This is a genomic window from Silvimonas sp., assembly GCF_031291215.1.
Lineage (GTDB): Bacteria > Pseudomonadota > Gammaproteobacteria > Burkholderiales > Chitinibacteraceae > Silvimonas > Silvimonas soli.
On sequence record NZ_JARLJK010000142.1, the window covers coordinates 128525 to 141117 of the forward strand.

The window sequence follows — 12593 nt, forward strand, 5'->3', positions numbered from 1 at the left end:
GTTTTGCGGCTTAGTGTGCGTTGTAGATCTGGTCGAACACACCGCCATCAGAGAAGTGGGTTTGCTGGGCTTTGGTCCAGCCGCCGAACACGTCGTCGATATCAAACAGCGCCACTTTCGGGAACTGGTTGGCGTACTTGGCGTACACATCCTTGTCGATCGGGCGATAGAAATTGCGGGCGGCAATCTCCTGGCCTTCCTTGCTGTACAGGTACTTCAGGTATTCCTCGGCCACTTTGCGGGTGCCCTTCTTGTCGACCACTTTGTCCACCACGGCAACCGGCGGCTCGGCCTTGATCGAGATCGACGGCGTCACGATGTCAAACTTGTCAGCACCGAATTCTTTTTGCGACAAGACGGCTTCGTTTTCCCAGGCCAGCAAGACGTCACCCAAACCGCGCTGGGTGAAAGAGATGGTCGAACCGCGCGCGCCGGCATCCAGTACGGGCACGTTCTTGTAAACCTTCTGGATGTAATCCTTGGCTTTTTCATCGGTACCGTAGGTCTTCTTGGCCCAGCCATAGGCCGCCAGATAAGCCCAACGTGCGCCGCCGCTGGTTTTCGGATTGGCGGTAATTACTTTCACGTCGCTACGAACCAGATCGGTCCAGTCCTTGATGTGCTTGGGATTATCTTTACGCACCAGGAACACGATGGTGGAGGTATACGGCGTAGCGTGATCAGGCAGTTTGGCTTGCCAGTCGGGCGCCAGCAGCTTGCCTTTGTCGGCCAGCACGTCGATGTCATAGGCCAGCGCCAGCGTTACCACATCGGCCTGCAGGCCATCGAGTACCGAACGCGATTGCGCGCCGGAGCCACCATGCGACTGGCGAATGGTGACGTCATCACCGGTTTTGGCTTTGTAGTATTTGGCGAAGGACTTGTTGTAGTCCTGGTAGAGTTCACGGGTCGGGTCGTACGACACGTTGAGCAATTCATAGCTGGCGGCCAGCGACGAGGTGGCGGCAAAAGCGAATACGAGCGAGGTCAACAATGGCTTCAACTGCATGGCGGCGATCCCTTAGGCTTGTTTTTTATTAGAACAAGCCGAAGTCTGCCAGTTAGTTATTTAGGCGTGAAAGACTAATAAACTAAATCGTAATTCCATTTAGAAATATACGAAAATTTCGCGCTCCAGCACGATATGACACGCCAGCCTTGGCAGCTCTGGACTGTCGGGTAAAGTGCGCGGCGCAGAGGGGGCCATCAGCCCGGCGCGGATCAACACATTGCGTTCAATCCCGCCCAATTGCACCGGGTGCGGCTGGCCTTCGTGCAGCAAGCGCACCACGCACGCGCCGCAGGTGCCTTGCCCGCAGCGCCAGGCCATGGGCAGCTTGCCCGCCGCCACCTGGTCGCGCACCACGTCAATCAGCCGCTGACCCGGCTCACCCTGGACTGTCAGCGGCTGTGCCAGTTTTTCTGAAGCAAACGTCACTGCGGGCATGGGTGGTTATCCTGAGCGAATGCCTGGACGATCAAGTTATGGCTTCTTGTACGCCACGCAATCGACTTCAACCTTGCAGTCGATGACCATGCTCGACACCACGCAGGCGCGCGCAGGCGGGTTCTCGCCAAAGTATTCCTTGAACACTTTGTTGAATGACTGGAAGTCACGCGGATCGTCCAGCCACACGCCACAGCGCACCACGTGTTCCGGGCCGTAACCGGCTTCTTGCAAAATCGCCAGTACGTTCTGGATGGTCTTGTGTGACTGCGCGACGATGCCGCCTTCAATCACTTCACCGTTTTCCATCGGGGTCTGGCCAGAGACAAACAACCAGCCATCCGCGCCTGCCGCACGGGCAAACGGCAGGTGCTGACCACCAGTACCGGTGCCGCCACCTACGCCATACCGGGTGATATCGCTCATGGTTTCTTTCCTTTTTCAGTTACACACATCAATCAGGTATGGGCAGCATCAGGCCGCCAATACGCTCAATCCACTTCAATCTGGCCGGAGATATCCCGGAATCAACCCGCGCCGCCTACTCTTCCCCGCGCCAGAAACGTCCCGGCACGCTGGCCGGTCGGCTGCTTGTTTTGTGCCGACAACACGCCGTTCACCCACACTGCGGCAATCCCTTCCGCCGGTTGCAGCGGGTCGGTAAATGTCGCGGCATCGCGTACGGTTTCCGGGTCGAACAGCACCAGATCCGCCCAATAGCCTGCGCGGACAAAACCACGTTCGGCCAATCCAAAACGCTCTGCCGACAAGCCGGTCATTTTGTGGACGGCTTCTGGCAATTCAAAAATCTGTTGTTCGCGGCAGTAGTAACCCAACACGCGCGGGAATGCGCCCCACAAGCGTGGATGTGGCAACGGGTCGTTGGGCAGGCCATCCGAACCCACTGCGGTGGCCGGGTGGCGCAGTACATTGCGCACATCAGCCTCGCTCATACAGTGATATACGGCGCCCGCCGGTTGCAGCCGCTTGGCCGCTTCGATCTGCTCCACCCGCCATTCCGCGGCTATTTCGGCCAGCAAGTTGCCGCCCATTTCCGGGTGGGTGTGCGACCAGGTGACCAGAATGTCGATCTCATCGGTGACTTGTTTCAAATCCAGCGTGGATGAGCTGGCGGTATACGGATAGCAATCGCAGCCGACCACTTGATCCTTACGCGCTTCATCCAGCGCCTTGAGCACATCTACGGTGCGACCCCAGTTTTCGACACCAGCGCATTTCAGATGCGAGATCACTACTGGCACGCGAGCGTGTTTACCGGTCTGGAAGGCTTCGTCCATGGCGTCGAGAATCTCGGCGAACTCGCTGCGCAGATGCGTGGTGTAGATGCCACCAGCATCAGCCAACGGTTCTGCCAGCGTCATGATTTCCTGCGGACTTGCGGCATAGGCATTGGCATAGGCCAGCCCGGTGGATAACCCCAACGCGCCGTGCTCCAGCGCCTCGCTCAACTGCGTACGCATGGCGGCGGTTTCTTCTGGCGTAGCAGTGCGATCCAGCGTGCTCATATGGTTCTGGCGCAAGGCGGTGTGGCCAATCAACGCAGCGACGTTAACCGAAGGCTGCGCCTGATTCACTGCATCCACATACGCGCTGAAGGTCGGATATTGAAACGCCTCGGCGGTACCCAGCAGGTTCATCGGGTCCGGCGGATCGCCCTTGAGCGTCACTGGCGACGCGCTGATGCCGCAGTTGCCGACAATCACCGTGGTCACGCCTTGCGAGAGCTTGGGCCACATTTGCGGCTGACGAATCACGTTGGTGTCGTCGTGGGTATGCACGTCAATAAACCCGGGGCTGAGCACCTTGCCGTTGGCATCAATGGTTTGGGCTGTTTGCCAGTCTCGCAGCTGGCCGATGGCGGCGATGCGGCCCTCGTTTATAGCCACATCAGCCGGGTATGCGGGGGCGCCGCTGCCGTCCACGATACGGGCATTGATGATGAGCGTTTCGCATTGGTTCATACCGATACTCCCTATTTGTTCTTGCCCAACCTTCGCGACCAATTCATCAATCGCCCAGCGGCTGGCGGTCATCGCCGCCACGGCTTGTATCGAGCACGTATTTGATCCGCCGCAATAGCTCCTGACTCTGGTCACGCTCCAGCAACGCCACTTCGGTGGCCAGAATATCCAGCGCCATCAACATCGCGTAACGCGAACTGGATGGCTTGAACACAAAGTCGGTTTCCATGGTCTGGATCGGCAACAGGTGGTCGGCCAACTTGGCCAGTGGCGATCCCAACGCGGTAATCGCCACCACTTGCGCACCGTATTCGCGGGCGATGGCTACGCTGGCGAGTAACTCCGGCACCTGACCAGTAACTGAAAATGCCAGCACCACGCTGTGCGTATCCATGGTGGCGGCAACCACGCGCTGCAGTACGGCGTCTTGATAGGTGGCCACGGGCACGCCCAGGCGCACCAGCCGGAAACGCGCCTCATCAGCGACTACAGTGGAACCACCACCCATACCAAATGCATAGACCATGCGGGCGCTGCCAACCGCGCTAGCCGCCTTGCGTACTACATCCAGATTGATCAACTCGCGATTGGCCTGCAGCAGCGCCACGATGTCCTGATACACCACATCGGCACTGTTGGCAGGCGCGTCAGAACGTGGCTGCAAAAAACGGGTGCCGATAGCGCTGGCCTGCGCCAGGCGACGTTTGAGTTCGCGCACGTCAGCGCAACCGAGCACCTTGGCAAAGCGCGTCACACTGGCTTTACTCACCCCGGCTTGTTCGGCCAGCGTATCAATACTGGCGGCACTGGCGGCGGCCAGATCAGACAGGATCAGCCGCGCCACTTTTTGCTCGGATACGCTCAGCTCGCCACTGCGTTCAGCAATGCGGGTAACGATGTCGAAGGTGGGTTCCATGTACGCCGCTGATCCAGTCAGGAAGGTTTTGGGCTTGACTGTTACTTTATAACAGATCAGATTTGAAGGTAACACGATCTTGCGTTGCTGATTGTTCTATCTCCTGATAAATGGTGGATTCCATGACTGATACAAACTACCAAAGCGGCATGATTGATCCGCTCAACAAGGGGCTGGGCGCACTGGATGCACCCGTTGCTCCGGCTGCCGCCACCGGCTTGGGCTGGCGCTTGCTGGACGAAGAAATCAGCCTGCCTGCCGCCGTGCTGTATGAAGATTTGATCCAGCACAATCTGCAATGGATGCAGCAATTTGTCAGCGAGTACGGCGCCAAACTGGCGCCGCATGGCAAGACCACCATGGCACCCAAACTATTCGCCCGGCAAATCGCTGCGGGTGCCTGGGGCATTACTCTGGCCACGGCGCATCAGACGCAAGTGGCCTATCAACACGGTATTCGCCGGGTGCTGATGGCTAATCAGCTGGTCGGCCGCCGCAATATGGAGATCGTGGCCGATCTGCTGCGCGACCCGTCCTTTGAATATTTCTGTCTGGTCGACTCCGCCGCCGGGGTCAATCTGTTGGGGCAGTTTTTCAGTGAGCGCGGCCAGTCGCTACAAGTGCTGCTGGAACTGGGTGTGGCCGGTGGTCGTACCGGCGCGCGCGATGCCGCGCAGCAAGCCGAAATTATCGCCGCCCTTGCCCGCTGGCCGGATGCGCTCAAGCTGGCCGGGGTTGAAGTCTACGAAGGCGTGCTGAAAGAAGAGGCCGATATCCGCGCCTTTTTGCAGCGCGCCGTGGGCGTTGCCCGTGAGCTGGCCCAAAGCGGCTGGATCAAGCGTTACCCCGCCGTGTTGTCCGGTGCCGGTTCGGCCTGGTACGACGTGGTGGCGCAAGAGTTCTCCAAAGCCGATATTGGCATGCCGCTGGACGTGGTGTTGCGGCCCGGCTGTTATCTGACCCATGACGTGGGCATTTACAAGGCAGCGCAAGCGCAAATCCAGACCCGTAACCCGATTGCGCGCAAGCTGCGTTCCAGCCTGAAACCGGCACTACAACTGTGGGCCTGCGTGCAATCCATTCCGGAACCAGAGAAAGCCATCATCGCACTGGGCAAACGCGACGCCGCCTTTGATGCCGGCCTGCCTACGCCGGCGCAACGCTATCGCCCCGGCAGTGCGGCACCGGTTGCTGTTCCGGTGCACTGGCAGCTGACCGGCATGATGGATCAGCACGCCTATATGCAAATCCAGCCCGGCGATGATCTGCAAGTGGGCGATTTGATCGCCTTTGATATCTCCCACCCCTGCCTGACCTTCGACAAATGGCGGCATATCCCGGTGCTGGACGCCGATTTTAGGGTTGTCGATGTAGTCCAGACCTTCTTCTGATCAGAATCCGCCTGGAAATGGTCGTCATTCGCACTACGATAAACAGCCCGGCGCAATTTGGCCGGGCTGTTGTGCAACTACGGTGCATCCCTGATACACGACAAACTTTGCCAATGTTAACGTTAACATTTGCTGCAAATCATGGTGTTATAAAAACCGGCCGCCCAGAGCTGGATGGCAAGTACGGATCGTCGCCACAATCCTGACGCAAAATAATTGTGCAGGTTTTGCATGAAAGGTGACGCAAACCAACTACAAAGGCTGAAGGAGCCAGTTCCTTTACCAGCCAATTAGCAGGAGTCGATTCAAATGGTGCAGGGAAGCATGCTGCTGATTTACGCCCTGGTGGCGATTGTGGCGCTGATCGTTCTGATCGCGCGCTTCAAGATGAATCCGTTTATTACCTTGTTGGTGGTGTCGTTTGTGCTGGCCGTTTCGGTCGGCATGCCCATGACCACCATCGTCAAATCGTTTGAAACGGGGGTTGGCAATACGCTGGGGCATATTGCGCTGGTGATTGCGCTGGGCACCATGCTCGGCAAGATGATGGCCGAATCAGGCGGCGCGGAGCAGATCGCGCTGACGCTGATTCGCTGGTTCGGTGAGAAAAACGTGCACTGGGCCATGGTGACCATCGGTCTCGTCGTGGGTCTGCCGGTGTTCTTTGAAGTCGGCTTTGTGTTGCTGATCCCGATTGCCTTTAACGTTGCCAAACGTACCGGCTCTTCGATGGTGCTGGTCGGCATCTCGATGGTGGCTGGCTTGTCGGTGGTGCACGGTTTGATCCCGCCTCACCCTGCGGCGTTGCTGGCGGTGACGGCTTATCATGCCGATATCGGCAAGACCATTTTCTACGCCTTGATTGTCGGTATCCCGACCGCCATTCTGGCTGGCCCGGTATTTGCCAAACAGATCAGCAAGTACGTGAAGCTGGATGGCGAAAACCCGATGATGAAGCAGTTCGCGCAACAGCAAGAGCGTGAACTGCCAAGCTTTGGCATTACGCTGGCCACCATTTTGTTGCCGGTTGTGCTGATGCTGATCGGCAGTTGGGCTGACGTCTTCTTTGCCAAGGGCTCGCTGGGGAATGACTTCCTGCGCTTGATCGGCAATTCGGTGATGGCGCTGCTGATTGCCACGCTCGTCAGCTTCTGGACTCTGGGCTTTGCCCGCGGCCTGAGCCGCGAGACCATCCTCAAGTTCAGCAACGAATGTCTGGCTCCAACCGCCACCATTACTCTGGTGGTCGGCGCGGGCGGCGGCTTTGGCCGCATCCTGATGGATAGCGGCGTATCCAAGGTAGTGGTGGATATGGCCACCAGCGCGCATATCTCGCCGCTGCTGCTGGGCTGGATGGTGGCAGTGCTGATTCGCCTGGCTACTGGCTCGGCTACCGTGGCGATGACCACGGCTTGCGGCATCGTGGCCCCAATCGCCATGGCAGCCGGCGCACATGCTGAACTGATGGTGCTGGCTACCGGCGCGGGTTCGCTGATCTTCTCGCATGTGAATGACGGTGGGTTCTGGCTGGTGAAGGAATACTTCAACATGACCGTACCGCAGACGCTTAAAACCTGGTCAGTGTGTGAAACGATTATCTCGGTAGTGGCATTGTTGCTAACCCTGGCGCTGGCCACAGTGGTTTAACCCAATGCAGCAAACGGCCCGCCACGCAGGTGGGCCGCGTTTTTATCTGGAGCGGTAAGCATGATTCTGATCTTGATGGGTGTATCTGGCAGCGGCAAAACCACCGTTGGCCAACTGCTGGCGCAAAAACTGGGCTGCGGTTTCTCGGATGCCGATGTGTTTCACAGCGAATCCAATATTGCAAAGATGCACAACGGCATCCCGCTAACCGACGATGACCGCTGGCCCTGGCTGGCGTCGATCCGCGCCGCCATCGAGGACTACCGCGCCCGCGGCATCACGCACGTATTTACTTGCTCCGCGCTGAAGGAAATCTACCGCGAGAAGCTGGCTCACCCCGGTGAGAGCGATATTCACTTTGTGCTGCTTAATGGTTCGGTTGCACTGCTGCAGCAGCGCCTCGCGCAACGCAAAGGCCACTTCTTTGACCCGCACCTGCTGCAAAGCCAGATTGATATTCTGGAGATTCCGGACAACGCGATTGTGGTGGATATTGCCCCAGCGCCGGATGAAATTGCCGATGAGGTTTTGCGGCGGTTGAAGTAGATTTTTGGTGGCCTGCGGCGAATTGGTCGCCGGACAATATCTTGTGAGAAACCCGGCTTTGGCCGGGTTTTTTGTTTGTTGTTGGCAGCGGCTATCCACTCCGGCACCGAATTCTGCCCAGGGGACCGCCGAGGTCAGGAGTGACGACGTGATGGGTGTGCCACCGGGCCTTTGCCTTTGCTTCCGCCACAAGCATACCGCTCTGTAAACCACGCCGACCGAGAGTCGGAGACCCAGGCTCCGACCGACCGAGGGAACGCAGGATGCGCGCAGAGAACACTGGTAAACAGTCTGTTCGTTTCGGCTTTTGACCTTGGCCCCCGTCAGGTGCTTGCACCCGGGTCGCCTTTCTTTTGGTTTCTTTTCTTTGGCGACGCAAAGAAAAGAAACGTGCTCCCGGGCACCCCCGGGTATCAAATGCCTTTAAAACCCCGTGCCAAAGGCACTAACAAAACCACCGCAACGGCGAGTTATACCCGGCCTACATTCCCGCCAACGTCCCTCCCACACCCGCAAATCACCAAATCCGCAACACATCTCCCCAATCAAACACCCCTATTACCGATCATCCCGGTTGCCCAACCTCTCATCATCTTGCTATCTGTAATGTAACTGGCATCATTGCGCTATATCAGGACGTCATGATGGCGTCACAAAACATAAAAACAAAACAACTCACATAGCGGTACCACTCTGGAGGAGTTCTGCATGCGCATCGGCATCGTTACCGATTCCTGCTGCGACTTGCCACGTTCGTTCCTGGACGAACATGGCATCGTGATTCTGCCCATCACCATCCACGGCTCGGATGGACAAACATTTCTGGATAGTCGAGATCCACAAGCGACCCAGGCGTTTTATCGCGACCGCCTTACTGGTGGCGCTACCGGATTTGAATCGTCACCGTTTTCCACCGATGAAATCCGCAAGCTGTTCCTGGACAAACTGGTGGTCGAATTCGATTACGTGTTTTGTCTGACGGTGATGTCCAGCCGCAGCCGGATTCACGAATACGCCACGCAAGCGTCATTGAGCATTCTCAATAGCTACAAACCCATCCGGGAAAGCGCTGGCGTTACCGGGCCGTTTTCATTGCGCGTGTTTGACAGCAATAACCTGTTTACCGGGCAAGGGCTGATTGTGGCCGAGGTGGCGCGGATGGCTGCGGCGGAGAGTTCCACGCTGGAGATCATCCGTCATATCGAGCGCCTGCAAAAAACCACGCAAGCGTTTTTGATTCCGGAAAATCTCGGCCAGTTACGCACCCAGGCGCGGCGCAAAGGCGACAAGAGTGTGGGTCTGATGTCTTACATGATGGGTTCGGCGCTGGATATCAAACCGGTAGTGCGTGGCTTCCAGGGCGATACGCAACCGGTTGGCCGCGTGCGCGGGTTTGAAGCTGGTGTGCAGAAACTGTTTGATCTGGCCGTCACGCATATCGAAAGCGGGCTGGACGCTCCGACAATCAGCGTGAGTTACGGTGGCGATCCGGCACGGGTTGCGGCGCTGCCAGGCTTTAGCAGACTGGAAAAAGTCGCCCGCCAGCATGAAGTGCGAGTGCTGGTGTGCGAGATGAGCCTGACTGCGGGGGTGAATATCGGCACTGGCGGGGTTTCCGTGGCATTCGCTTCGCCGCGCGAAGCCACGCTGGACTAAGACCCGGCCACGTTGGTCATCGCCCGCGCCAGTCACAGGCCCGAGGCGGTTGTTAATTGCGCCGGATAATCCGGTCTGCGGCAACTTTGCGGCCTGCTGGCTGGCCCATTGCGGCCTTGTGCTGCAGATAACCGGTCAGCGCTTGCAGATCCAGCACCGGCGTGACCACGCGGTCTAACCCATCGCGAAACACGGTCACGCCGTCTCCCCCTTCCGCCAGAAAATCGTTCATCACCACACGGTAGTTTTGCTCCGGCTCAACGGGATGCCCGTGAAGCATCATTGAAGTGGCGTCGATACGTTCGTTGATGGGCAGACCCGCATCCCAGGCATAGCTGAATCCACTTGATACCTGCATGACATGCGCGGTGGAGGCCGTCAGCACCCATTGCTGTTCCAGCGCCGACTTGATCTGCGCACCGGTCAACGTCATCACCACCAGATTGTTATTGAACGGCAGCGTGGCAAAGGCATCGCCAAAATTGACGGTCTGTTGCGGATTGGGCAAAGCATGCGGCAAATCGTCGCGCATGGTGCCGCGATTCAAAAATGCGATCTGCGTGCCGTAGATTTTGGTGGCCGACAGATAAGCGTCTGCCACCAAGTCACCCAGTGGCGCTTCGCCCGTATCCGGATGCATTTTACCGGCGCGCACGACCTGCTCGACGGCCAGTTTTGCGACGGTCTGGCGCGCGGCGGGATCAGTGAGCGCTTCGGCGCGAGCCACAATCGCCTGCATGGCCGGGTCGGCGGGCAAACGGACAGGGTCGAGCACCAGGTTCACCGAGCGCTGGCGGATTTCCTTGCCGGTGACCGGGTCAATGGTCAGCGTGATGCGGGTCAGCAAGTGGCCGTAGTCTTCCGCTTGCGTCACCAGCTTGTGGTCTACCCGGCATTGGTAGCCGCGATGGGTGTGGCCGGAGATCACCGTATGCACGTCCGGGTCCAGCCGTTTGGCAATGCCGACAATCTCGCCGGTCAAGGTATCGCAATCGCTCACGTCAAAGCGCTGGCGGGTGTCGCCGCCTTGGTGAATCAGCGCCACAAAAACCTTGATGCCCTGTTTGCGCAGTTGCGCCACGGTGCGGTTGATGGCTTCGGCTTCATCTTCAAAACGTAAACCGGCAACGCCATCGGGTTCGACAATCAGCGGAGTGGATTTGAGCACCGCGCCAATAAAGGCGATGGGTACACCGTGAGCCTCGCGGATCACGTACGGCGGCAACAACGGCTGGCGCGTAACGGTGTCGATGACGTTGGCGGCGATCCAGCGAAATTTTGCGCCGCTGTAACCAGGCTGATACTTGCAGGCCCGCTGCGCTTCGTTGGACTGGCAACCGCCGTTCTGCATGCGCAGCAGTTCATCGCGGCCCCGGTCCAGTTCGTGGTTGCCGAGCGCACTGAACTCCAGCCCGAGCTGGTTGAGTGCGTCAATGGTCGGCTCGTCACGCAACAGCCCGGAGGTGAGCGGACTGGCCCCGATCAAATCGCCGCCGCCGACAAATATTAAATGCGGATTGCGGGCGCGTTCCTGGCGCACCATGGCTCCCAGCGCGTCTATGCCACCCGCAGGAATCATCTTGCGACTGCCATCGGGCTGCGGCGCGTAAAACGGCGTGGGCAGCAGATTGCCATGCAGATCATTCAAGGCAAGGATTTCGACCTCAAACGGTTTGCCCGCCACTGGCATTTCGGAAGCCTGGGCAAAACGGGCCAGGAAAATGGCACAACAGAAAACGGCGGTCAGAAGCGAAAAGCGCATGGCGGCAACGAAGCAAATCCAGATCAGACGTGGGTCAGTGGTTGATAACGGATCAACAGACAAAAACCGGGAGCCATGCCGCCGCAAATTGTTGCAGCAGGAATGGCTCCCGAGATGAAACGGCAAATCCCTTGGGTGCTATGGGTACTGGCTCAGTCCAGATAGCCGATGCGGGTGGGTTTCAGGTCCGCATCAAAGTCGTAAATCAGCGGTGCACCGTTGGGAATTTCCACCCCCATGATGTCCGCATCAGATACGTTTTCCAGGTATTTCACCAATGCGCGCAACGAGTTGCCGTGCGCGGCAATCAGCACATTCTTGCCTTCGCGCAGCGATTGCGAAATGTGCGATTCCCAATACGGCAGCACCCGGAACACGGTGTCTTTCAGGCATTCGGTCAGCGGTACTTCGTCGCGTGGCGCTCCGGCGTAACGCGGATCGCCAAACACATCGCGCTTGTCGCCAGGCTCCAGCGCCGGCGGGCGCACGTCATAACTGCGACGCCAGATACGTACTTGTTCATCGCCGTGCTGCGCCGCTGTTTCGGCTTTGTTCAGGCCAGATAGCGCGCCGTAATGACGTTCATTCAGTCGCCAGTCGATCTGCACCGGAATCCACATGAGATCCATTTCGTCCTGGATATGCCACAGCGTGCGGATCGCCCGTTTCAGCACCGAGGTATACGCAATGTCGAACGTGTAACCCGCCGCTTTCAAACGTCGCCCGGCATCCCGTGCCTCGGCCGCGCCTTTTTCGGTGAGATCGACATCAATCCAGCCGGTAAAGCGGTTTTCCAGATTCCATTGCGATTCGCCGTGGCGAACAAGTACCAGTTTGGCCATGAGGTTCTCCGGTGAGAGGAATATGCGCGGGCAGTCGCCTTGCGGCTACCAGTGGTCCAGGACTTCAAGAATAGCAGGCAAGCGCAGTTTGACGCAGCCTGGCGTATGCAGTTCGCCAATCCGGCTTATTTACGGGACCTCTCCTGCCGACCAAGCCGAACCCGACCTCAGTAATGCGGCGGAATTTCGTCGGCCAGTGAAGTCGGGCGATAGTTTTCCAGCGTGCGCACGTTGCCTGCCAGCTCCCGCAAATCTTGCTGCAAGCGGCTGATTTGTTGCGATTGCTCGGCCACAATTTTATTGAGCGTTTCGAGCAGATCGTCTTGCAGGGCGACCTTGATTTCCAGTTCAGTGATACGCGATTCCATAAATGCCTCCGTCTTCAAGCTTTGAGGACGCGATTC

General features: G+C 58.1%; 13 protein-coding genes. 5 read left to right on the forward strand and 8 right to left on the reverse strand.

Going from position 1 to position 12593, the window contains the following annotated elements:
* Window positions 1-10: 10 nt before the first annotated feature.
* From P4L78_RS18700 to P4L78_RS18720, 5 genes are all read right to left on the reverse strand, one after another.
* Window positions 11-1009, reverse strand: a complete 999-nt coding sequence (locus P4L78_RS18700) for a sulfate ABC transporter substrate-binding protein (protein WP_309329820.1) — start codon at window positions 1007-1009, stop codon at window positions 11-13.
* A gap of 99 nt (window positions 1010-1108) precedes the next feature.
* Window positions 1109-1447, reverse strand: a complete 339-nt coding sequence (locus tag P4L78_RS18705) for a 2Fe-2S iron-sulfur cluster binding domain-containing protein (RefSeq protein WP_309329823.1) — start codon at window positions 1445-1447, stop codon at window positions 1109-1111.
* A 36-nt stretch (window positions 1448-1483) separates the two neighbouring features.
* Window positions 1484-1873, reverse strand: coding sequence for a RidA family protein (locus tag P4L78_RS18710; RefSeq protein WP_283151075.1), 390 nt, complete (start codon window positions 1871-1873; stop codon window positions 1484-1486).
* Window positions 1874-1974: 101 nt separating this feature from the next.
* On the reverse strand, window positions 1975-3429 hold the full coding sequence (locus P4L78_RS18715) for a D-aminoacylase (protein ID WP_309329824.1): 1455 nt from the start codon (window positions 3427-3429) through the stop codon (window positions 1975-1977).
* A 46-nt stretch (window positions 3430-3475) separates the two neighbouring features.
* Window positions 3476-4345 carry a MurR/RpiR family transcriptional regulator gene (locus tag P4L78_RS18720; protein ID WP_309329825.1) on the reverse strand — a complete coding sequence of 290 codons (870 nt, stop codon included), beginning with the start codon at window positions 4343-4345 and terminating at the stop codon, window positions 3476-3478.
* A 122-nt stretch (window positions 4346-4467) separates the two neighbouring features.
* Between P4L78_RS18720 and P4L78_RS18725 the strand changes: the two genes are divergently transcribed.
* From P4L78_RS18725 to P4L78_RS18740, 4 genes are all read left to right on the forward strand, one after another.
* Window positions 4468-5736: an amino acid deaminase gene (locus P4L78_RS18725; RefSeq protein WP_309329826.1), complete on the forward strand. Its 1269-nt coding sequence runs from the start codon at window positions 4468-4470 to the stop codon at window positions 5734-5736.
* A gap of 309 nt (window positions 5737-6045) precedes the next feature.
* Window positions 6046-7383 (forward strand): GntP family permease, encoded by a 1338-nt coding sequence (locus P4L78_RS18730; RefSeq protein ID WP_309329827.1) that lies wholly within the window; start codon window positions 6046-6048, stop codon window positions 7381-7383.
* 60 nt (window positions 7384-7443) lie between these two features.
* The gene (locus P4L78_RS18735) at window positions 7444-7929 is read left to right on the forward strand and encodes a gluconokinase (RefSeq protein WP_309329829.1); all 486 of its coding nucleotides are present in this window, start codon (window positions 7444-7446) and stop codon (window positions 7927-7929) included.
* A gap of 708 nt (window positions 7930-8637) precedes the next feature.
* Window positions 8638-9585, forward strand: a complete 948-nt coding sequence (locus tag P4L78_RS18740; RefSeq protein WP_309329831.1) for a DegV family protein — start codon at window positions 8638-8640, stop codon at window positions 9583-9585.
* Window positions 9586-9637: 52 nt separating this feature from the next.
* Here P4L78_RS18740 and P4L78_RS18745 read toward each other — a convergent pair whose 3' ends face one another.
* Window positions 9638-11233, reverse strand: coding sequence for a bifunctional metallophosphatase/5'-nucleotidase (locus tag P4L78_RS18745; protein ID WP_309329833.1), 1596 nt, complete (start codon window positions 11231-11233; stop codon window positions 9638-9640).
* On the opposite strand from P4L78_RS18745, the gene P4L78_RS18750 reads away from it, so the two are divergent.
* Entirely contained in the window at window positions 11219-11392 is a 174-nt protein-coding gene (locus P4L78_RS18750; protein ID WP_309329835.1) for a hypothetical protein, read from the forward strand. The two genes, P4L78_RS18745 and P4L78_RS18750, sit on opposite strands and share 15 nt — an antisense overlap.
* A 107-nt stretch (window positions 11393-11499) precedes the next feature.
* On the opposite strand, the gene gpmA is transcribed toward P4L78_RS18750, so the two are convergent.
* Together gpmA and P4L78_RS18760 are read right to left on the reverse strand one after the other, a co-directional pair.
* Window positions 11500-12189: a 2,3-diphosphoglycerate-dependent phosphoglycerate mutase gene (gene gpmA, locus P4L78_RS18755; protein WP_309329837.1), complete on the reverse strand. Its 690-nt coding sequence runs from the start codon at window positions 12187-12189 to the stop codon at window positions 11500-11502.
* 167 nt (window positions 12190-12356) lie between these two features.
* Entirely contained in the window at window positions 12357-12557 is a 201-nt protein-coding gene (locus tag P4L78_RS18760; RefSeq protein ID WP_283151084.1) for a SlyX family protein, read from the reverse strand.
* Window positions 12558-12593 lie beyond the last annotated feature (36 nt).